Below are 22639 nucleotides of genomic sequence, written 5' to 3' on the forward strand. Positions count from 1 at the left end.
TAAAGGACTGGATTTCCAAAGGGCGATGCCCTTTGGCGGGTTTCAGGACGGCGCCCTGAGCGGCAGAGCACGCTGCGATGAGGCCAACCTCATCGCAGCGTGCCTGCGTTGCCGTCCTCGGCCTGCAATACTGTATAGGGCGTCAGGGCTTCCCTGACCTTGCCCATCTCCTGGCGTATGGCGTGCAGATGCACCTGCGCCCGGTCCGGTGCGTCGTGGCCGTTGATGCCGCGCCATTCCTGACACAGGGTGGCCAGGCGTTCCGCCCCCACATTTCCCCCGGCACTGCGCAGGGCATGGGCCTCGTCCAGCAGGGCGGCCCAGTCACCGGCGTCCAGCGCCCGATCTATCCGGTCGATGATGGCATCGGCATCCGTCAGGAACTCGCCGATGACATCGGCCCGGAACCGGTCGCCGCCCAACGTCCGCAGATCCTGCACCATCTTTCGGTTGACCGTCGCCGACGGGAACGGGACGACGACGGCCTCCTCCGCCGGGATGTCCGCCGGCCTGTCCGCATCGAGGGGGACGTCCATCCCGGTGGGTCTCGGCCGTTTCTGCCCCGCCGCAGCGGGGACCAGCGCGTCGATGGTGTCCAGCAGGGCGTCGATTTCGACCGGCTTCAGCAGGAAGCCGCTCATGCCCGCATCGCGGCAACGCTGCTGCGCCTCGGGCGTGCCGTCGGCCGTCAATGCCACGATCGGCAGGGCGGGGCCCCCGCCGACCTCGGAAAACCGGTACAGTTTCGTCGCCTCGATCCCGTTCATCACGGGCATGTTGATGTCCATGAGAACGAGGTCGAACGGTTCCTCCCCCAGCATGTCCAGGGCGTCCTCGCCGTTGGGGGCGGCCTGCCACCGGTGCCCTGCCCGGTCGAGAATCTTGCCCAGCACCTTCTGGTTGACCAGATTGTCCTCGACCAGAAGAATATTCAGCGACCGTTCGGCCCTGCCGGTCCCCGCCTCTCCGCCAATGGGCTTGCCGTCCTCATGGAACGGGATCAGACCGTCCACGATCGTCAGGAACGATGATATCGCAGCATCGTCGGCCTGGGGCGACAGGATGGAGAGGAACCGGCAGCGCAGGGCCTCGGGCGGCAATCCGGCCTCGACATCCCTGTCGAGCAGAATTGTCGGAAACGGCGCCCCCTCCGCGTCCGATGCGTCGCCGGCGGTCATGTCCGTCAGCAGCACCGACCTGCCTTCGGGCCGGCGCATCAGCGCCGCCGCCGCTTCCCCGTTCGGGGCGACGACCGCCCCGACGCCCTGCCGGGTCAGACGCGCGACAAGATCGGCCTGACGATCCTCCCGGCCGGTCAGCAGCACAATGCCCGGCCAAAGGCCGGCCGGCCGTTGCTCGGGCAAGGACGAGGCGGCGACCGGCTGCACCGGAATGAAGAACCAGAAGATGCTGCCTTCGCCAACGACGCTGTGCACCCCGATTTCGCCGCCCAGCAGGTCCACCAGCTTCCGGCAGATGGCCAGCCCCAGCCCGGTACCGCCGAAACGGTCGATCACCGTGTCATCCGCCTGGGCGAATGTCTCGAACACCCGCGCCTGCGCGGCGGGGGAAATGCCGATCCCGGTATCCGACACCTCGACACGCAGGCTGGTCCCGCCGTCGCGCAGCGGACCCCCGTCGACCGCGATGACCACATGCCCACGTTCGGTGAACTTGACGGCGTTTCCCGCCAGGTTGAGCAGGATGTCCCGCAGGTGCCGCTCGTCCCCGACCAGCCGGACCGGCGTACGCGCGGTCACATGGCAGGCAAGCGTCAGGCCCTTCGCCCGCGCGTTGACGCCGACGATCCGCTCGACCTCGCGCAGGACCGCGAGCAGATCGAAGGGATGCAGGCGGACAGGCATCCGCCCCTCCTCGATCCTGGAAAAATCGAGAAGATCCTGGATCATGCCCAGCAGGGACGATCCCGCCCCACCGATCGTGCGTACCATGTCGCGCTGCTCGGCATTCAGGTCCGTGTCGTCGAGAAGGCGGCTCATGCCGATCACGGCATTGAGCGGCGTACGCAACTCGTGGCTGACGCTGGCGAGGAACAACGTCTTGGCACGGCTTGCCTCCTCGGCCCGCTGACGCGTTTGCGACAGGAAGCGGATGAGCGACGCCGAATAGAGCGGAATGATCAGCAGGCCGCCGACCAGTCCCGCGAACAGATAGCCCGTGTCCCGCCACATCGCCAGCCCGTGGACGGCGATGGCGAAACTCGCGGCGCCGACACACGCGGCGCCCGCAAGATAGCCCAGCCCGAAGCGGAAGCCGTACCCCAGGATGGCCCACAGATAGATCGGATAGAGCGGGACCACCGCCACGTCGCCCAGATGCATGCCCAGCGACAGGAAGATGAAATCCCAGAACATCTGACCAATGCGGCGGGTCCGCGACCGGGATGGAAACAGCACCAGCGCCACCGCGACCACGATGCCCCCCGCCAGGAAGGTGTCGCAGACGCCCGACAGCAGCAGCATCCTGGGCAGCGTCAGCGTCCCGTAGAGGTACGACCCGACCAGGTAGCCCTGTATAAGGCACGCGATTGCCAGCCGGTTCAGGACGATCTGATACTCGCCATCGCCGCCGCGCTTCATCCGCGACAGGATCTTATGCACCCACATGGGTCATCACTTCTTCAGGGTTCCGCTGTCGTGCTGGCATTCCATGGCCCCGTTGCCCGGCAGCGGGCCGGTGTCAATGCTCGGGGGTGCCGGTCGCATCCGGCAGGGCCGGCGTCGGGGCGGGCAGCATCAGCCCCCCGCTGTCGATCACCGCCCGCAGCCGCGCCGGCGGCACGGGACGGCCGAAATAGAAGCCCTGCGCCTCCTGGCAATTCTGGTCCTCGAGCCAGCGTAGCTGGTCCTCGCGCTCGATCCCCTCGGCGATGACCTTGATTCCCAGATTTTCCCCCAAGGCCAGGATCGCCTTGATGATCGTCCGGCTTCCGGGCGAGGAATCAATCTCCCGGATGAAGGCGGAATCGATCTTGAGGCGGCGGATCGGCAGTTTCGTCAGATAGATCAGGGACGCATATCCCGTTCCGAAATCGTCAATGGTGATCGACACCCCCATCCGTTGCAAAGCCGCCAGTTGGGGGCTGGCCGCCTCGGGGTTTTCGATCAGCGCGGTTTCGGTCAGCTCCAGTTCCAGAAACGCAGGGTCCAGCCCGGTTTCGGCGATGGCGTCGGTCACCAACTGGTGGACATCGTGCTGGCGAAAGAGAATACCCGAAAGATTGACCGCCACGCGCAGCGGCATGCCGTCGCGCTTCCACAGCGCCGCCTGGCGGCAGGCCTCGCGCAGGGACCAGACGGTCATCGGCACGATCAGGCCCGTCTCCTCCGCCAGGGGCAGGAACCGTCCGGGATAGATCAGTTCGCCATCCGGCCTCACCCACCGGATCAGGGCCTCGACCCCCATGACGGTGCCCGACCGCAGGTCGATCTCGGGCTGGTAGTGCAGTACGAATTCCTCGTTTCCCACCGCATTGCCCAGCGCTTGCTCCAGCTCGGTCGCCGCGAAAAATGCCTGTTCCATGGCGGAATCGAAAAAGGCGTACCGGCACCGTCCTTCGTTCTTGGCCTTGTACATGGCCAGGTCCGCATGCTTGAGCAATGTCCCGAAGGTCTCGTCGTCGCCCAGGAACAGGGTCACGCCGACGCTGGCGCCGACATTCATCGCCCGTTCGCCCAGGACAAACGGGCGGGCGAAGATGCCCACGATGCGTTCGGCCAGTTCGGCGGCGGCGGCCGCGTCCGCGATGTCGTGGACGATCGCGAATTCATCGCCCCCCAGACGCGCGATGACCGCGGCATGCGGCAGTGCCGTCCGCAACCGGACGGCGACCTTGCGCAGCAAAAGATCCCCGACCGTATGGCCCTGGGTATCGTTGACGCTCTTGAACCGATCCAGGTCCAGCAACATGAAGGCGAAGGGCGGCCCGCCCCCCTGCCGCTGGCCCACCATCGCCTGCATCTCGACCTCCAGCTTGGATCGGCTGGGCAGCCCGGTCAGCTGGTCGTAATAAGCCAGATGGTGCAGTTCCCACTCGGCCTTCTTCCGGTCGGTGATGTCCAGCGACGTGGTCAGGACATAGCGCAGCCCGGTGGCATCGTCGTGAAGCGGGATCTTGGACGTCAGCAGGACGCGCTCCATCCCGTACCGGTCGGCGATGGTTTCCTCGTAGCGCGCCGTCGGCAGGCCGGTTTCCAGCACCTGACGGTCGCGGAGCTGCGACGCCGCGCTGCCCGGCCCCTGCCGGGCGCCCAGCACCCGGGCGTGAAACTTGTTGGCGAAAATGTAATTCCCGTTCGCGTCCGTCGCGCTGACCATGGCGGGAACCGTGTCGATGACCTGCAACAGTTTGTCGCGACTGCCCCGCAGGATCTCGGCATGTGCCTGGCGGCTGCTTTCCAGTTCCTGTTCCAGTTCGACAGCCCGGACGCGCGCGCGCCGCCGATGCCAGCTGAGTTGCAGCAGGTTGCGCGCGCGGGTCAGGAATTCGGTATGGTCGACGGGACTGAGCAGGAAATCCGTAGCCCCCGCATCCAGCGCGTTGAGGCGATACTCGCGGTCCTCGTATGCCGTCACCACGATGACCGGCAGGTCATGCCCCCAGTCCAGGGTCCTGATGCGGGCGGTGAAGGCGGCCCCGTCCATCAGGGGCATCTTGTAGTCCGTTACGATCAGGTCGGGGATATTGTTGTCGCCGAACCAGTCGAGCGCCTCGATCGGCGTGGCGAAAACCTCGACCTGGATGTCAGACCCCAGCGTCATCGCCAGCCGCGCGAAGATCGCCCGATTGGTGGACCGGTCGTCAACGATGGCAACAAGTCGCATTCAGGCCTCGGCTGGGTGGGAATTCGGGCCGGACAGCCCGGCAGGGCAAATACCTGGATCCACGCCGCAATGCGGCACGCGCATCGTCATCGTATCGAAGGCCGTCCCCGTGCCCGGCATCGTAATCGGTCAAGCCGGCTTTCCAATGCATTGGGCCACAGCATGGAGCATGACGCCGCCCCATTGCCAAGCTTTTTTCCGTCCGGGACTTACCGCGCGCCCGACGGCCGCAGGGGCGGAATGGACCGGGAGCGACTGTCACAAAAGAGACACACCGGTATCGAAATATTTTTTTGCCTGCTTTTCCGGGTCGGCACCGTGCCCCAATCCGACATTAAATTATTGAAATGACTTCGAAAGAGGCGAAGGGCATTATCGTTGCGAAACAAAAAGGATGATCATATACGATATAAGCAATGGATCGTCGTTCGAGGGTCCACGATGCGAAGGAATCGAAAGGGCGTGGAGCAATGAGACGGAACAGCGTAACATGGGCGTTGCTGGCCACGACCATGTTTGTCTCGGGCGGGGGAGCCGTTTCGCTCGCCGCCCCGGCGCATAAGGCGCGGCACACCGCAGCCAAGGCGGCCGCCAGCCAGCCGGCCCCCGCCGTCACCCAGGTCGCGGCCGCGGCGCCGGCCGCACCCGTCGAGCATCACCGCACGGCGCTGCCCCGCACCGTCTCGGCCGAGGAGGTTGGCGTGACGGCCCGCCACCTGGTGCGGGGCGCCGATATCTCGATCGGTTCCGAAATGATCTCGCGGGCGGTGCCGGGCACCAACCCGCTGAAAGTGCTGGCGTCCCAGCCGGGCATCATGTTCCAGTCGGATGACCCGCAGGGCGTCGATACCTGGTCCACGCAGATCTACATGCACGGGTTCATGCAGAACCAGATCGGCACGACGCTGGACGACATCCCGCTGGGCGAGCTTGTCTATCGCAACTATAACGGCCTCAACCCGGTCCAGGCCATCAGCTCGGAAAACGTGCAGCGCCTGAACGTCTCGATGGGCGCCGGCGCCGAGGAAGTCGCCAGCACCAACAATCTGGGCGGCTCGATCGAGTACGTGTCCTCCGACCCGAAGAACAAGATGGGCGCGACGCTGGCCCAGACCTTCGGCAGCAACAGCCTGTTCCACACCTTCATCCGCCTGGACAGCGGCAAGCTGAACAGCTCCGGCACCAAGTTCTTCGTGTCCTATATGCGTAACGATACGGACAAGTGGAAGGGCGGCGGCATCCAGTTCATGCAGCAGGTCAATGCGAAGGTCGTGCAGCCTGTCGGCGAAAACAGCCGCATCTCCGCGTTCTTCGATTACAGCAACCTGGCCCAGTTCAACTACCAGGACTATTCGCTGGATATCTGGAAGAACGGCGGCAAGAATATCGACAACTACTATAACGGCAAATACAGCGGCTACCAGGCCTCCTACGCCGCCGCACTGTGTACCGCCTTCGCCACGCCTCAGCCCGGATGCGCCTATCCGGCCAGCCTCAGCAAGATCACCGACAAGGCCGACGCCGCCTACTATGACGGCGCAACCGCCGTGACCGACTATTTCGGTGGCCTGACGGGCGATTTCGAGCTGACCGACCGCATGCGCTGGAAAACGACGGTCTACGGCCACGGCGAGACCAGCCATCTGACCTGGTCTAACCCGTTCTACCCCTCGCCGAACGGCGCGCCGATGTTCGAACAGGTGAAGGAGCCGGGCATCCAGCGCTTCGGCCTCCTGTCGTCCGTCACCTACGACATCGCCCATAACCACATCAGCGGCGGCGTCTGGTACGAGAACAACAAGTTCGTCTCGAGCATGGTCGGCTACCAACAGCCCCTTCTGGGCCAGGGCGATCCGATCTACACGATCGGCAGCTACGCCAACCTGACGCCGTTCATGAAGATCTTCGGGCAGACCATCAACACGAACACCTTCACCGCGTTCGTGGAAGACACCTACCATCCGGTCAGCAACCTCGACCTGCATTTCGGCTTCAAGTCTCTGCTCAACACGTCGCGCGCCGGCGACGGATACTACAACAATGCGTATTACGGCACCGACGATTCCATGGCCGCCGGAACGCTGACCTCGGCCGCCGCCTTCCTGCCGCATATCAGCGCGGACTGGCACTTCCTGCGGCATCATGAACTGTTCTTCGACGTGTCGGAGAACATGCACGCCTACCCGCAGGCGCAGTTCAAGACCGCCGCATCGCCGTTCGCCGTGACGCAGGCCGCCTATAACCTCGCCACCCCGAGCTTGAAACCGGAAACCGACTGGGCCTATTCGGTGGGGTACCGCTTTACGCACCGTCTGCTGAGCGCGTCGATTTACGCCTATCACGTCGACTACAAGAACCGCCTGCAACAGATCCAGAGCGGCAGCATCGTGAACCCGGTCGCTTCGGTGCTGAACGTGGGTGGCGTAACCATGAACGGCGTCGATGCCGGCCTGACGCTGACGCCGGTCGAAGGGCTCTCGCTGTTCAACAGCGTCAGCTACAATCACTCGACCTATGACGACAACATCACCCAGGGCACCACGGTCTACCATCTCGCGGGCAGCCAGGTCGTCGCCTATCCGCGCTTCATGTATAAGTCGAGCCTGTCCTACGAATGGGGCGCCTTCCTGGCGCATATCGACGCGTCCTACATGTCGAAGCGTAACCTGAGCTACAACGGCGACACCAAGGTTCCCAGCTACTGGCTGGCCAATGCGGGCCTGCGCTATCGCCTGGGCAACATGGGGAAATACAACCACCATCTCGCGTTCATGCAGAACCTGACCTTCGACTTCAACGTCTACAACCTCGCCAATACGACCTATGTCGCGACGATGGGCGAGAACGGCTTCAACCTGGCGGGCGATGCCCAGTCCTTCGAACTTGGCGCGCCGCGTCAGTTCTTCGGTTCCGTGCGCGTCGAATTCTGATCCGCATTGTTTCCCGAAGACCGGGGGGCCGAACGCAGGTTCGGCCCCCCTTTTTTTGCCCGTGGGAATGCCCCCTAATATCCCCGTCCGCGATCCACCAGACCGATGGGCGTCTGCCCGGCCTGCAACCGGCGCAGATTGTCCACCAGTTGATGGGCGGCGCTGGCCGGCGTCGTATCGCTGGCCACGTGCGGGGTGAGGGTAATGCCCGGATGATCCCAGAACGGATGATCCGCCGGCAGCGGTTCCTGCCCCGCGACGTCCAAAATCGCGTGGGACAGATGTCCCGCCTCCAGGGCCGCCAGCAGGTCGGCCTCGACCATATGGCCGCCACGCCCGCAATTGATGACGCCGGCGCCTTGCGGCAGGGCGGCGAACGTCCTGGCGGACAGGATACCCCGCGTCTCGTCTGTCAGCGGCAGCAGGCAGATCAGGATATCCGTCCGGTGCAGGAAGGCGGCCAGGGTATCGTGGCCGGCAAAGCAGGTCACGCCGTCGATGGCGTGGGCGCTCCGGCTCCATCCCGCACAGGGGAAACCGAACAGATGCAGCCGCCGCAGCAGCGCCGCCCCCAGCACCCCCAGCCCCAGCACCCCTATCCGGCGGTCCCGCGCCAGGGGCTGGGTCAGCGGACGCCACGCATGCGCGGCCTGCGACCGGCGATAGGCCGGCGCCTGCCGATGAAGCGCCAAGGTGGCCCACACGCCGTATTCGACCATCATGTCCGTCAGCGCGGGGTCCACGATCCGCACCAGGCTGACGCTGTCGGGCAGGTCGAGCGACAGGAACTGATCCACCCCCGCGCCTTCCGAAAAGACCATGCGCAGGTTGGGAAAGCGCGCCATGAGGTCGGACGGGGGTTTCCACGTCAACAGATGCGTGACGGCCGCCGGATCGCCCACGTCGGGCCAGATGCGAATATCAAGATCCGGCGCCTGCGCCGACAGGGCAGCCCGCCAGGCGGCACTGCGCGCGGACGACGTTCTGATGACAAGGGACATGGTGCGGCGTTCCTGCAAGCAAGGCCCGGCACGCACATTCGCGGGCGTCCCGGACGAAACGCGATTTATGGACGCCATCCCGCTACCCGACAAGAATCGCCCCCAGTTCATCGACAGGCCTCAGGGCACAGCCCTTTGGAATCCAATCGTTCATCCATGATCGGGGCCCAGGGCCTCAGGCCCTGGTGGGTTCGGGCAAAGCCCGACCTGTCCTGCCACCTGTGTCGTTGATTTTACCGGCTGGTATCGGATGCCGGATCAGACAGGCAGCGCCAGTGCGAATTGCGGGCTGGCGTCGCCGTCCGCCGGCTGGAGGTTCGACAGGGTCACGCCCAGCAGGCGGATCCCCCGGTCGGGCGGAAAGCCGGGGCGCAGCAGATCCTGCGCCACACGCAGCAATTCGGCCTGCGCCGAGACCGGCGCCGGCAGCGAGCGCGCGCGGCCGGTCTGCTGGAAATCGGCATATTTGACCTTCACCGTCACCGTGCGGCCGCCCACCCCCCGCGTGGCGCACGCCAGCCAGACCCGGCCGGACAGATCGGCCAGCGCCGCCGTAGCCTCGGCCCAATCGTAGATGTCGCGATCGAACGTCCGTTCCGCGCCGACGGATTTGCGGCGGCGCTCGGCATCGACCGGCCGGTCGTCCCGGCCCCGGGCAATGCCGTGATAGAACGCGGCCGCCTTGCCGAAATGCCGGGCCAGCAGCGCCAGCTCCTGCCGGCGGAGGTCCAGGCCGGTCCGGATGCCCAGCGCCCGCATGCGGGTGGCGGTCGCGGGACCGATGCCATGGAACGCCTCGATCGGCAGGGCTTCGACGAACGCCGGCCCCATGCGCGGCGTGATGACGAACAGCCCGTCCGGCTTGCGATAATCCGACGCCAGCTTGGCCAGGAATTTATTGTACGACACGCCGGCCGACGCCGTCAGGCCGGTTTCCGCACGGATAGCGGCCCGGATCGCTTCGGCGATCGCGGTGGCGGAGGGTGCATCGACCAGCGGATGGGTCACATCCAGATAGGCCTCGTCCAGCGACAGCGGCTGAATCAGCGGGGTATAGCGCGCGAAGATTGCATGGATCTGCCCGGAAACCGCCCGATAGACGTCAAAACGCGGCGGCACGAAGACCAGTTCGGGACATTTCCGGCGGGCGGTGACCGAGGGCATGGCGGACCGCACGCCAAACCGCCGGGCCTCGTAGCTGGCGGCCGCGACCACGCCGCGCTGGCGGCTGCCGCCGACCGCCACCGGCCGGCCGCGCAAAGCAGGATCGTCACGTTGTTCGACGGACGCATAGAACGCATCCATGTCGATATGGATGATCCGACGTACGGGCGCAGGCCCGGGATCGCGTTGCGCCATGTCCTGCTGCCCCGGTCACCGACAGGCCCGTCCCGGGTACATCCCCGGGACGGAGGGGATCAGGCGCAGGCCTTTCCCTTGCAGCAGGCTTTCTTCTTCACGAAGCAGATCACCGCCACCACCAGGCCCAGTGCCAGGATGCCCTTCACGCACGGGGACTTCACGGAACATTTCTTCACAGCACAGTCAGCCATTGGTCGTCTTCCTTGCAACTGCATCCGGCATCGGGATGGGCCGGAGCATCCTCGTATTCTACCCGCACCATCCCGTATGGCTACCCGTGCGCCGCATAGGCGTCCACTGCCCGGACCAGATGGGCGATGTCGGGCGACAGGTCGCCGCTATCGACCGGGGGGCCGCCAGCGCCCTCGCCGCGCAGCCGGGCCGCCATCGCCGCGCCGACCGCGGCATAGGCCGCCGCGCGTCGGCCATCCGGGGGGCCATCCGGCGTCTGCCCCGACATCCGTTCCAGCCAGGCGACACTGGCCACGCCCGCGACCTGGCGCAGGGCCAGCAGCAGGTCGGCCGCCCTGTCCAGGCGCGCCGAGCGGCGCAGTCCTTCCAGGCGCAGGCGCTGGCGCGCGATCTCGGCGGCGGTGCTGGCCACGCCGGCGTCGCGCCGGGCCGTGTCGATCCGCGCGATATCCGACACCGCCGGATCGGCCACCAGGGCCAGATAGCGCATGTTGGCCGCCACCGCCTCGGCCAGGCGGGTGGAAAAATTCGCCGCCGTCCGTTCGGGCCAGAGCACGAAGCACCCCAGAAGCCCCACGACGCTGCCCAGCACATTGTCGCCCGCCCGCGCCAGCGCCACCCCCCAGCCATGGCCCGGACTGCCCAGGTCGGTCACCAGCACGAACAGGGGCGTGAGAAACAGGACGAACAGCGTGTAATTGACCGACCGCAGCGCGATCGTCGCGGCCGCCAGCGGGAAGATCAGCAGCACCGTCGCGGGCATCGGCAGCGCCACGCCCAGAACGGCCGCCACGATTCCCCCCGCCACGCTGCCCAGCATGCGTTCGACCATGCGCGGCCCCGTGGTCGCGGCCTGCGGCTGCATGACGACGACCACGGCCATGGTCGCCCAATAGGCATAAGGCAGGCCCAGCAGGATGGTCAGCCCATACGCCACGACCACCGCGACGGACAGCCGCGCGGCATGACGCGCCGCATGCGGCAGGACGATCCGGCGCCACAACGCCCCCCGCGGCCCCGATGCATCGGGCAGGCCGGCCTCGGTCTGTGTGGAAATGGGCCCCGCCCCCGCCGCCTGCTCCCAGGCCGCCGCCAGATCCCACAGCGCATCGCCACAGACGCCCAGCGCCTGCGTGGCCACCCCCTGCGTCATCCGGGCCTGCCGGCGCAGCGATGCCGCCAGCCGACGCATGCGGGCATGATCCGGATCGACCCGCAGGACCTGCTGCCGCGTGCGGGCGATGGCGGCAACCATGCGCCGCAGGACGCGCCGGTCCGCCGGGCGGGCGGCCCCGTGCGATGCAGCCAGGTCATGTTCCATCGCGATCAGCGCCACGAAGATCCGGTCCCCCGCCTCGATCCCCGCCGACAGCGCCCTCCGGACCGGGCTGCCGCCTTCCTCCGCCCCGATCGTGCCCACCATGCCCCGGGTCCGTTCGATCCGGGCGCGGATCGCGCGCCGATAGGCGCCGATGCGGGTCCGGCCCGCCGCGTCCCGTCCGGTGTCGGCCCGGTCCAGCAGGTCGTGCGCCATCCCGGCTTCCTCGCGCAGCAGGGCGGCGGTGGCCCGCCGCGCCGGGGCATAGGGGTCGACCGGCCAGGCCAGGGTGCAGATCGCCAGCGCCCACCCGGCCCCCAGCGCGAACAGGCCGGCCAGCCCCAGCGCGCCCGAGGGCGACATCGGGTAACAGACCGCGACCACGCCCACGATGGCCGCCAGCACGCCCACCTGCGTCGCGGCGGCCCCATGGCCCCGGCTCAGGCCGCACAGAAACGTCACCGCCGCCAGCACCGGAAACGCGACAACCAGGCCCATACCGGCGACGCAGGACATCAGGCCGGCCAGCATCGTGCCCATGATGCCGAACATGACCATGGCGCGCAGGCGCGGGCGGCGTGGACCGCCGGGATCGACCAGGCAGGTCCAGAAGGCGGCGAAGGCCGACCACGCCATCAGCGGCTGGCCCAGCCCCGTCGCCAGCCCCATCATGACGCCGACCGCGACGGCGGCGCGCAGCCCTTCGCGCAGCCCGACCTGTTCGGGCGCGATCAGGATGGCGCGCATGCCCAGCCAATGGCCCAGACGGGCCACACGCGACGCCCGCGCGGGCGCTCCGAACAGCCGGCGCAGGCGTGCCCGTCCCCTGTCGCGCATCGCGCCGCGGGCCGGCATGACGGCTCTAGGCCGCCGGGCCGGCGAGTCGGCGGGCGGCCGGACGGGCAAAGGGTGCGAAACGATCCGGAAGGGGCAGCACGGTGCGGGGATCCCTGGGGAGACAGTTTGTTATAACTGACGCGAACAGCCCGTCTTGTCCATTCCCCCCCGGGTGGCGCGATTGTCCGATCAGGGCAGTTCCGCGATCACGTCCACCTCGATCAGCCATTCCGGCCGCGCCAGCGCGACGACGACCAGTCCGGTGAAGACCGGGAAGACCCCCTTGAGCCAGCGGCCGAGCACACGGTACGTCGCCTCGCGATAGCGGATATCCGTCAGATAGACCGTCACCTTGCAGATATGCGACAGGTCGGAGCCGGCCTCGTCCAGCAGCAGGGCGATGTTGGCCATCACCTTCTCGGCCTGGCCGACCGGATCGCCGACCGCGACATTTTCCCGCGTGTCCAGGTCCTGCGGCACCTGGCCGCGCAGATAGACTGTCTTGCCCGCCACCACGGCCTGGCACAGATCGTTGTCCAGGTCCTGCTCGGGGTAGGTGTCCTTCGTGTTGAAGGGCCGGATGCGCGTGTGGATCATCGTGTCGAACTCCCCGTTCGGTCTTGGCGGATCAGGATGTGCGGTCCAGCACGCGCGGGTCCAGCCCGGCGGAGCGCTGCACGAAGGACAGCGGGCTGTCCCAGTCGAAATTGCGATACACCGCCGCCAGATGCGCAAAGGGCGGCGACTGGGCGAACAGCTGGAACGTCAGGCGGTGCCCCGCATAATCCGAATTCAGCAGGTCGCGCCCATAGGCCAGCAGGCGGCGGCGGTCGGTAGCCGCCCACTGGTCGTTGATGGTGTAGAATTTTTCCAGCCACGGTCCCGTTTCAGGGTCGGCGAAGGCCGCCGCGTCCGGCGTGACGCAGATCTGGCCGCCGCACAGTTCGCGCGCCAGATGCATCATCTCGTGCAATTGCGAACAGGCCAGCACCCGTCCGCTGAACAGTAGCGACTGGTTGGGCATCAGCAGGCCGCCCGGGCTGGGCTCGGCGGTGGCGATCGCCGCCGTCAGGTGGGCGTTGATCCCTTCGCGATAGCACGCCAGGCGGGCCAGTTTCTCCTGCACCGCCTGCTGGCGGTCCAGGCCGGTCTGGCGTACGTTGAACAGCGCGGTGCCGATCATCATGTCCGCCAGCTTCAGGTTGCGCTGCACGAAGGCGAACGCGCTGTAGCGATGCAGGGTGGCGCGGATGAAGGTGGCGGCCTTGGTGTGCCGGTAGAACAGCACGTTTTCCCATGGGATCAGCACATCGTCGAAGATGACCAGGGCCTCGACCTCGTCATACCGGTTCGACAGCGGATAATCCTCGGCCGGCGCACGGCCGGCGAAGCCCGTGCGGCAGATGAATTTCAGGTTCGGCGAGGAAAAATCGCAGACGAACCCGACCGCGTAGTCCGACAGCGCCGCATCGCCCCAGTTCGCGATCGTCGGCTTGGTGAAGGCCTGGTTGGCGTAGGCGGCGGCGGTTTCGTATTTCGCGCCGCGCACGACGATGCCGGCATCGGTTTCCCGCACGACATGCAGCAGCATGTCGGGGTCCTGGTCCTGCGGCCTCTTGGACCGATCACCCTTGGGGTCGGTATTGGCCGAGACATGGAACGGATCGGCACGGATCGCCTTGTCGACATGATGGCGGATATTGCGCGAGAAGGTCGGATCGACCTCGTTCAGGATGTCCTGCCCGTCGTACAGCGACCACATCTCGCCGATCGTCTCGTCGCCCACGCGGGTGACGACGCCGCCGACCTCGTCCAGCACCGTGTCGGTCGCCAGACGTTTCGCCTGCCAGTCCGCCTGGGTGCGCGGCAGTTGCAGCGCGACGGACGAGGCCTCGCCATCTTCGTCCAGGCACGTCATGCGGTCGCGGAACGCGGCCTCGTGCTGCATGTCGTAGATGCGGGCGCGAATGTTGACGATGGGCTTGAACATCGGATGCCGCGTCACATCGGCGACGCGTTCGCCGTTCATCCAGACCCGCCGCCCGTCGCGGATCGAATCAATGTAGTCCTGACCGGTGCGTATCATGAAACCGTCCTCGTTCTCGTCAGGCCGAAGCCGAAAGGCCGACCGGCCGGCAGAATTCCCGCCGACAATACAGAAGCGCGCTGGCGTCGCGGACGACGGTGCGCAGGACCCGGCCGATGACGATCACATGCGTGCCGGCCTGCACCACCTGTTCGGGCGTGCAGGTCAGGGTGGCAATCGCATCGTCCAGGCAGATTTCCCCCTGCGTGCCGGCCTGCCACGCGCCGCAGCCGAAATCGTAGGCCGGATAGCGCCCGTCACGGCCGGCGAAGCGTTCCGCCATCTCGGCCTGCGCCGGTGAAAGCATGTTGACCGTATAGAGCCGGTTGGCCGCCAGGGGCCCGGCGATCGGGCTGCGCTGGTTGATGCAGGCCAGCACCATCGGCGGATCGGCCGACACCGAGACGACCGAGCTGACGGTGATGCCATAGCGGCCCGCCGGCCCATTGGTAACCACGATCCCCACGGGTGCCGCGACCCGGCTCATCGCCTCCAGGAACAGGGCGCGGGCCTCGGCCTGGTCCGTGTGCGTCTCGTCCCCATACATGTCCTGCGCCATCTGCCACTCCCCTGTTGCCGGAAGCCCTGGACCATCCGTCCGATCCTGACGGTCCCATATCCCGAACCTCACAAAAAGAAATGAATACGGACCATTTTCATCAGTTTTTCCGACGAATCTGCATCACGGCGATGCAGCCGGCGGATCATTCGTCGCCCGGCACGCCGTAGGACGGCGCGGCGTCGGGATTCAGCGCCCGTTCGACATAATCGTACATCTGCGGCCGCCAGACCGCCCAGATGTCCGCCAGGCGGCCGACGGGCCGGTCGTCCCAATCCACCCGCAGGTCCGTCAGCGGCCAGGCTTCGCGGTCCACCACCACCATGCCGGCGGAATGGACCGGCCCGGCCTCGCCGCCCGCGGCCAGTCCGGCCTGCAATGCCAGCAGCAGCCGGTCGCCCAGTTCCAGCGCCGGATCGCTGCCTTCGAACGCGCGCACGATCGCGCCCGGAACCTCGCGATTGGCCAGCAGATTGCCCGCCGACACCACGTCCGCCCCACAGGCGCTGGCGTACAGCCCCAACGTGCCGCTGCCCGACCAGACGGCCGTGCCGCCGTGCCGGTCGACGATCGTCAATTGCCGGAAGGCGCTGCCGGACGCGGTGCGGGACAGGACAGCGCAGCATTCCTCGGCCGTCAGCCCGCGCGCCAGCAGGTCCAGCCCCGCCGGCCCCAGCCGGGGGTCGGTCACGTTCTGCGTCGTCACCGCGCCGACCCCGGCGCGGGCCCAGGCGCAGCGCGCCGCCACCGCCGGCGACGAGGAGACGACGGCGGACCCGAACTGGCCGGTCCTGGCGCAACGCGCCGCGATGGAAAAGGTCATGGCTGCCTCCTGCCCGGCGACGACATGCCCGTTTCGCCGTCCGGACCTTCCGGAAGTGTGCATGACAATCCCGGCGCGATCGCCCCGGTTTTTCCGATCCCGTTGCCCGGAAAAGCCGGGGCCGATGCCCACCGGGCCGGCAAGCGCGCGGGCGGCGCCCGCGCTGCCCGGCCACGGTTGCGCGCCGTCGGCGGCACGCGATAGATGGACGCACCGTCACGCCGTACGGACCGCGCATGCACCCGCCCAGACGTTTCCTGCCCTCGCTCTCTCTCCTGACAGCGTTCGAAGCCGCCGCCCGCACCGGCAGCATCACCCGCGCCGCCCACGAACTGTCGCTGACGCAAAGCGCCGTCAGCCGGCAGATCAAGGCGCTGGAGGACCGGCTGGGCGTCGAACTGTTCACCCGCGACCGGCAGACCATCCGCCTGACGCCCGGGGGCGAGTCCTATGCCCGCGAAATCCGCGAGGCCCTGCGGCGCATCAGCACCGCGTCGCTGTATCTGCGCGGCAATCCCTATGGCGGCACGCTGAACCTGGCCACGCTGCCCACCTTCGGCGCGCGCTGGCTGGCCCCGCGCCTGCCCGCCTTCCTGGCCGCCTGCCCGGGCATCACCATCAACGTGGGCACGCGCCTGTCCTATTTCGATTTCCGCCTGGAATCGTTCGATGCGGCCATCCATTTCGGCCAGCCGGACTGGCAAGGCTGCCAAACCGACCTGCTGCGGCGGGAAACCGCGGTCCCGGTCTGCAGCCCCGACCTGGCGCGGCGGTTCGACATCCGCACCCAGGACGACATCCTCAAGGCGCCGCTTCTGCATCTGGTGACCCGTCCGGACGCCTGGGAACGCTGGTTGGGCACGCAGGGCGTGGCGTTCGACCTGGTCCACGGCATGCTGTTCGACCAGTTCACCATGGTGGCCGAGGCCTGCGTCGCAGGCCTCGGCGTGGCCCTGCTGCCGACCTTCCTGATCGCCGACGAACTGCGCGCGGGCCGTCTTGCGGTCCTGTTCGACCGCCCGGCCGAGGAACGCGACGCCTATTACCTGGTCTGGCCGGCCGAGCGCGCCGATTATGGCCCGCTGGCCTGCTTCCGCGACTGGATCCTGGCCGAAACAGCCCTCGACCGCCTGGCCACCCCCGACGGCGTGCCGGCCGGCCCAGCGTCACATTCCCCCCGGGAATGACCTGTTTACGATTTGCCGATGGCGGCGCGTCCGGGCCGATCCTATCGTGACCGCCGTTTGAAGCAGCCGAGACGAACCCCACGATGGCCCCTGCACGTCCCCCCGGCCCCGACGCGATCCGCCTGGCCTTTTCCCGCGCCATGTCCGCGATGTATCGCAACGAGGTTCCGCAGTACGGAACGCTGCTGGACCTGGTGCGCGACGTCAACGCGGCCCTGCTGGACGACGATCCGGCCCTGAGCGCGCACCTGGCCCGAACCGGCGAACTGGAGCGCCTCGGCGACGAACGGCATGGTGCCATCCGCCTGGGCACGGCGGCGGAACTGTCCGATATCCGGCGGATCTTCGCCGTCATGGGCATGGAGCCCGTGGGCTATTACGACCTGGCGGCGGCGGGCGTGCCCGTCCATTCCACCGCCTTCCGTCCGGTCGGCGAGGCCGCGCTGGCGGCATGCCCGTTCCGCGTCTTCACCTCGCTGATCCGGCTGGAACTGATCGAGGACGCCGACCTGCGCGCCCGCGCCGCCGCCATCCTGGCCCGTCGCCACATCGTCAGCCCCCGCCTGAGGGCCCTGGTCGCCCGGCACCAAGCCGGCGAGGCGCTGGACGAGCACGACGTCACGCTGTTCGTCCGCGAGGCGCTGGAGATCTTTCGCTGGCACAGCGAGGCGACGGTCGATTTCGACACCTACCGCCGGCTGCACGCCGCCCATCGCCTGATCGCGGACGTGGTGTGCTTCCGGGGGCCGCATATCAACCATCTGACGCCCCGGACCCTGGACATCGACCAGGTGCAGGCCCTGATGCCCGCGCATGGCATCACGCCCAAGGAAACGATCGAAGGCCCGCCGACGCGGCGCTGCCCGATCCTGCTGCGGCAGACCAGCTTCAAGGCGCTGGAGGAAGCGATCGCCTTCACCACCCCCGACGGCGCGCCGGTCGCGGGCCACCACACCGCGCGCTTCGGCGAGATCGAGCAGCGCGGCGCCGCCCTGACCGAGACCGGCCGCGCATTGTACGACCGCCTGCTGGCCGACGCCCGGGTCATCGCCGACGGGCGGCCCTACGACCAGGCCTTGCGCGACGCCTTCACGGCCTTTCCCGATACATGGGACAGCCTGCGCCGGCAGGGGCTGGCCTTCTTCCGCTACGCCGCGACACCGGCAGGCCTGGCGGCGGACGCCGCGCGCCGCGATGGGCTGGATGTGGACGGGCTGATCGCCGCCGGCTTCCTGGCCTGCGATCCCCTGGTCTACGAGGATTTCCTGCCGGTCAGCGCCGCCGGCATCTTCCAGTCCAACCTGGGCGGCGGCGGCCCGCAGGCATACCGTCCATCGGACGCCCGCGCGGCGTTCGAGGCGGCGCTGGGCCGCCCGGTGCTGGACGAGTTGGACCTTTATACGACGCAGCAGACCGCCTCCCTGCGCCGGGCCCTGGCCGACCTGGGCCGGAGCGACCTCGCCGTCGGCTGAAATGTCAGGTCGCGAGACGTCATCGACGGCATGCCGATCCTGAAAATTCGCACACGAAGACAAGACGCACGATGTCAGGCCCTGGCCGCTTCCCGTTAGAAGCGCGCCATCATCGCGATATCGACTATGCTGCGCATGTTATCCTTTTCCACATGCTCACGCAGCACCGTGATCAAGAGACGCGCGGGCACGTCCGCTCGCCGCCGCGCCCTTTTCGCCCTGCTGGCAGCCATCTTCGCCTTCATTGCCGACACGACGCCACCCACGGCCTCGCTGTCAGGATAAATGTTCGAAGCGTCGACACACGGCTTCGTGTCCTGACGGGAACAGGACCGTTGCGAACCATCGGCCCGGTACTTCCTTTTCTTCCGAACACCCGAAATTTTTGAAGGAGCCACCCGCATGCTCGATCGTGCCGTTTTATCGCGCCTTTCGCCTGCCATGGCCATTCATCAGCCTCGCTTCGATTTGACGCGCTTGCGGTCGGGTATTCTGCATCTGGGTTGTGGCAATTTTCACCGCGCACATCAGGTTGTCGCGACGCAAGCGGCGATCGAGGCGGATAAGGAGAACGGGCTGCGGTGGGGGATTACATCCGCGACGATGCGTCGTCCCGATTTGACCCGGCAACTGACACGGCAGGACAATCTCTACACGCTGCTGACGCGGGAGCCGGAAGGCACTGTCGTCTCTATTATAGGGGCCATCGCCGAATCCGTATTCTTGGGTGACGATCGGCCGGGACTGCCTGCACGCCTGGCTGACCGCCGGACGCGGATCGTCACGCTCACCGTCACGGCCAGCGGTTATCACCTGACGGCGGATGGCCGGCTCGATGCGCAGGCGGACGATATCCAGGCCGATCTGGTACGTGACACGCCCCATACCGCGCCGGGGGTTCTGACCGCCGGACTGGAGAAGGTGCGCAGGCAGGGCAGCGCGCCGCCGGTCGTGCTATGCTGCGACAATCTTTCACATAATGGCCGGACATTGAGGCGCGCCGTGACCGATTTCGCATCGTTGCGTGGCGATGATCGATTGGCGGAGTGGATTGCGCAGCATGTGCAATTTCCCGATACGATGGTGGACCGGATCGTCCCGGCCACGACGCCGGACGATATCGAGGATGTGCGCCGCGCGCTGGGCGACGTCGAGGACGCCGCGCCGGTTCCGGCAGAACCCTGGTTCCAATGGGTGATCGGCAATTTCGAGGGGCCGCGCCCATGTTGGGAAGCGCATGGCGCGCAATTCACATCCGATGTCGCGACGTTCGAGCGCGCCAAGCTGCAAATGCTCAACGGCACGCATATGATCCTGGCCTATATCGGCGCGCTTGCCGGCTTGCCGACGATCGCGGACGCCGTGGCCGATCCGGCCTTGGGACGTATCGCGTCGCGCTTCATGCGCGAGGAGCAGAGCGCCGGCGTCGCGTTCGCGTCCGACGACATCGCGCGTTATGCCGACGCGCTGATGACGCGCTTTCGCAACCCCGCCATCGTGCATCGGGCGGATCGCATCGGGCGCAACGGTTCGGCCAAAATGGCGGCCCGGGTCATCGCGCCGATGCGCGCGAATATCGAGGCCGGACGCCCGACGCCGGGTGCGATTTTGCTGATTGCCGGGTGGATACGCTGGTTCGCGCTTCATGAACAGCAGGCGCTGGATACGGCGTTGGCCGATCCCCGCGCCGAGACGCTGCGACGTATTTGCGCCGAGGCCCGGCACGACCATCACGCGCAGGCAAAAGCATTTCTGGAGATGGAGGAGGTGTTCGGACCGCCGTTGCCCAGGCACGAGTACCATGCGGCGGAGATTGCCGGCATGCTGCGTCGCCTGACGGAGGAGAGTGTAACGGCGGTGTTGTGTGACGAGGCGGGCTAGCAGCCTGTCGGATCGAACCCTGTCGCTGTGAGTGCAGGCGCGGTCGGTGGCTCCGCCAGCGACGGACGCCGGCAGATCCTTTCCCGCTCACTCCGCTCCGTACATTCCGGCCGCTTTCTCGATATAGGCGCGTACGATGTCGAGGTCATCGACCACGGCCAGCGCCTTGCCACGAATTTCGTCCGTCGCCTCCAAAAGGTCGGGCACGACGATGACAGGGATTCCAGCGGCGTGCGCGGCGCGGGCGCCGTTATGGGAATCTTCCAGAGCGAGACAGAATTCCGGTGCAACGCCGATCTTACGGGCCGCGGTCAAATAAGGTTCCGGACTGGGCTTGCCGCGCGAGACGTCATCACGGGTGACGGTTGCGTCGAAACGGTGATCCAGCCCGACAAGCTTGAGGTGATGGTCTGTCCGATAGCGGCTGGAAGACGTCGCGATGGCACGCGGCAGTCCGAGGCGATCCAGCAGATCCAGTAGAGGCACCACCCCCGCTTTCAGCGCCAGTCGCCCCGTATCGACGAAATTGCGCAGATGGATTTCCTGCAGGGCGAAGAAGCGCTCCAGGGGGAACGCCGCACCATAATCGCCCTGGACGAGACGGCGGCAATCGTCGGCAGGCAAGCCGATCATACGACGGCAGAACACCGACGGCATGTCGTAGCCAAGGTCCTTGCCAGCACTGACCAGCGCATCCATCGCCAATGTCTCGCTGTCGAGGAGCAGACCATCCATATCAAAGATCACGCCACGGACCGGCGTGGGCTTCGTCTCGAAGATCGTCTCCACGACTGCATTGCTCACCATCGTGTCATCCTTTTCGCTGCTGACCTGAATCCTTATGACTGACGGGGCGAAAGGTTGCATCCACGGGGCGGCGCCGGGGGAACAGAGCCTGAATTTCGGCAGCTCGTATATTACGGGACGACATCCGGGCGGATCATGTCGCAGACGCCGACATCGGCCCCGGGCGCATAGGGCAGGCCCACCACGTCACGCAGGTAATCCCGCGTCGCGCGACAGACGGCGGCAGCGGCGTGCGAGCGCAGCGGCGAGGCGATGACATGGGCGCCCGCATCGGGGAAGTCCACACGCCGGCGCAGGGCGGCCGGGGTGCCCAGCCGGTCATACATCCGCAGCATCGCCGCCACCGACACGGTGGGGTCCTGATGGTCGGGGTCGCGATCGTAATATCCCATAAAGACCGGGGCCGTGACCTGCCCGAACAGATCGTCGGTCATCAGCCCCCGCGTCAGTTCGGCCAGGGCGACATAGCCGTCCAGATGCACATCCCCCGTCCAGATCGGCCCGACCGCCGGTTCGTGCGTCACGTCCCGCCCCTGATTATGGACCAGCCACATCAGCGACCTGCCCCACGGCCACAGCAACGGATCAAGCTGGCTGCCGCGCTCGCGCACCAGCGGCGACCACAGCACCAGGGCGGACACCGCCTGCGGCTGCTGCGCGGCCAGCGCCAAAGCCAGCGCCCCGCCGGTCGAGGTCCCGATGACGATCACCCGGTCCCCGATCGCCCGCCCGACCGCCAGCGCCGTGGCCGCGCCCTGCATCAATCGCGCGGCCGACAGGCCCCGCATCGCGTCGGGCGCGCGCAACCCATGCCCCGGCAGCCGGGACAGATACAGGTTGCAGCCGAACAGCCGCGCCAGGTCGCGATGCACGGGAAAGCCTTCCCCCTGGCTGGCGGTGAAGCCGTGCAGATAGACCATGGTGCAGGCCGTCCGCGCCGGATGCGCCGGATCGGCCCAGACGATCCGGGCCTCGGTATCCGGCCGCAACGCCCCCGCCCGGCGCTCCCCCGCCGCAATCCACGCGTCCAGCGCCGCCGGGTCGCGTGGCACGTCCGGCAGGACGACATCCCCCACCCACGGCCGCACACGCGGCCCCGCCGCGAACACGCAGGCCAACGCCCCCAACAGCGCCAGCCCAACCCACCGCCACCGCACTTGCCGGCCGTTCATTCCGTTACCTGCATCGTTTCTCTCGGATCCGTGTCGCAGCATAGCCGACCATTACGGAATCGTCGCATTCCACGCTTGCCATCACCAGAGCAGTTATATCCATGGCCAATACGTCTGCTATGGGGGGGAGGCTCTTGAGTCGAGGGAGCAACTGGTCCGAGGAAAAT

At 67.1% G+C, this 22639-nt stretch carries 16 protein-coding genes; 4 read left to right on the plus strand and 12 right to left on the minus strand.

What is annotated here, in order from left to right:
- Positions 1–89: 89 nt before the first annotated feature.
- A complete protein-coding gene (locus tag HLH34_RS08865; protein ID WP_183119205.1) occupies positions 90–2627 on the minus strand; it encodes an ATP-binding protein in 2538 nt (845 codons plus the stop codon).
- A 73-nt stretch (positions 2628–2700) separates the two neighbouring features.
- A complete protein-coding gene (locus HLH34_RS08870) occupies positions 2701–4845 on the minus strand; it encodes a putative bifunctional diguanylate cyclase/phosphodiesterase (protein WP_183119206.1) in 2145 nt (714 codons plus the stop codon).
- 470 nt (positions 4846–5315) lie between these two features.
- Here HLH34_RS08870 and HLH34_RS08875 point away from each other — a divergent pair, with 470 nt between their 5' ends.
- Positions 5316–7775 carry a TonB-dependent receptor gene (locus HLH34_RS08875; RefSeq protein ID WP_183119207.1) on the plus strand — a complete coding sequence of 820 codons (2460 nt, stop codon included), beginning with the start codon at positions 5316–5318 and terminating at the stop codon, positions 7773–7775.
- Between the two features lie 74 nt (positions 7776–7849).
- On the opposite strand, the gene HLH34_RS08880 is transcribed toward HLH34_RS08875, so the two are convergent.
- From HLH34_RS08880 to HLH34_RS08910, 7 genes are all read right to left on the minus strand, one after another.
- Entirely contained in the window at positions 7850–8776 is a 927-nt protein-coding gene (locus HLH34_RS08880) for a 2-hydroxyacid dehydrogenase (RefSeq protein WP_183119208.1), read from the minus strand.
- Between the two features lie 258 nt (positions 8777–9034).
- Positions 9035–10135: a DNA polymerase IV gene (gene dinB, locus HLH34_RS08885; protein WP_183119209.1), complete on the minus strand. Its 1101-nt coding sequence runs from the start codon at positions 10133–10135 to the stop codon at positions 9035–9037.
- Between the two features lie 274 nt (positions 10136–10409).
- Entirely contained in the window at positions 10410–12503 is a 2094-nt protein-coding gene (locus HLH34_RS08890; protein ID WP_183119210.1) for an FUSC family protein, read from the minus strand.
- Between the two features lie 171 nt (positions 12504–12674).
- On the minus strand, positions 12675–13082 hold the full coding sequence (locus HLH34_RS08895) for a RidA family protein (protein WP_183119211.1): 408 nt from the start codon (positions 13080–13082) through the stop codon (positions 12675–12677).
- 31 nt (positions 13083–13113) lie between these two features.
- Positions 13114–14571: a 4-hydroxyphenylacetate 3-hydroxylase family protein gene (locus HLH34_RS08900; RefSeq protein ID WP_183119212.1), complete on the minus strand. Its 1458-nt coding sequence runs from the start codon at positions 14569–14571 to the stop codon at positions 13114–13116.
- A 19-nt stretch (positions 14572–14590) separates the two neighbouring features.
- Complete coding sequence (locus HLH34_RS08905) at positions 14591–15130, minus strand: flavin reductase family protein (RefSeq protein WP_240162080.1); 540 nt, start codon at positions 15128–15130, stop codon at positions 14591–14593.
- Positions 15131–15275: 145 nt separating this feature from the next.
- The gene (locus HLH34_RS08910; protein WP_183119213.1) at positions 15276–15953 is read right to left on the minus strand and encodes a DUF1028 domain-containing protein; all 678 of its coding nucleotides are present in this window, start codon (positions 15951–15953) and stop codon (positions 15276–15278) included.
- 236 nt (positions 15954–16189) lie between these two features.
- On the opposite strand from HLH34_RS08910, the gene HLH34_RS08915 reads away from it, so the two are divergent.
- Together HLH34_RS08915 and hglS are read left to right on the plus strand one after the other, a co-directional pair.
- Positions 16190–17140, plus strand: coding sequence for a LysR family transcriptional regulator (locus tag HLH34_RS08915; protein ID WP_183119214.1), 951 nt, complete (start codon positions 16190–16192; stop codon positions 17138–17140).
- Positions 17141–17223: 83 nt separating this feature from the next.
- Positions 17224–18612, plus strand: coding sequence for a 2-oxoadipate dioxygenase/decarboxylase HglS (hglS, locus tag HLH34_RS08920; RefSeq protein ID WP_183119215.1), 1389 nt, complete (start codon positions 17224–17226; stop codon positions 18610–18612).
- Between the two features lie 95 nt (positions 18613–18707).
- Here the strand turns inward: hglS and HLH34_RS08925 are convergent, their stop codons facing one another.
- Positions 18708–19061 carry a hypothetical protein gene (locus HLH34_RS08925; RefSeq protein WP_183119342.1) on the minus strand — a complete coding sequence of 118 codons (354 nt, stop codon included), beginning with the start codon at positions 19059–19061 and terminating at the stop codon, positions 18708–18710.
- Here HLH34_RS08925 and HLH34_RS08930 point away from each other — a divergent pair.
- Positions 19054–20493: a mannitol dehydrogenase family protein gene (locus HLH34_RS08930; RefSeq protein ID WP_183119334.1), complete on the plus strand. Its 1440-nt coding sequence runs from the start codon at positions 19054–19056 to the stop codon at positions 20491–20493. The two genes, HLH34_RS08925 and HLH34_RS08930, sit on opposite strands and share 8 nt — an antisense overlap.
- Positions 20494–20580: 87 nt before the next feature.
- On the opposite strand, the gene HLH34_RS08935 is transcribed toward HLH34_RS08930, so the two are convergent.
- Complete coding sequence (locus HLH34_RS08935; RefSeq protein WP_183119216.1) at positions 20581–21300, minus strand: HAD family hydrolase; 720 nt, start codon at positions 21298–21300, stop codon at positions 20581–20583.
- A gap of 110 nt (positions 21301–21410) precedes the next feature.
- A complete protein-coding gene (locus HLH34_RS08940; RefSeq protein WP_183119217.1) occupies positions 21411–22472 on the minus strand; it encodes an alpha/beta hydrolase in 1062 nt (353 codons plus the stop codon).
- Between the last annotated feature and the right edge of the window lie 167 nt (positions 22473–22639).

The sequence above is a fragment of the Gluconacetobacter azotocaptans genome (genome assembly GCF_014174355.1).
Taxonomy (GTDB): Bacteria; Pseudomonadota; Alphaproteobacteria; order Acetobacterales; family Acetobacteraceae; genus Gluconacetobacter; species Gluconacetobacter azotocaptans.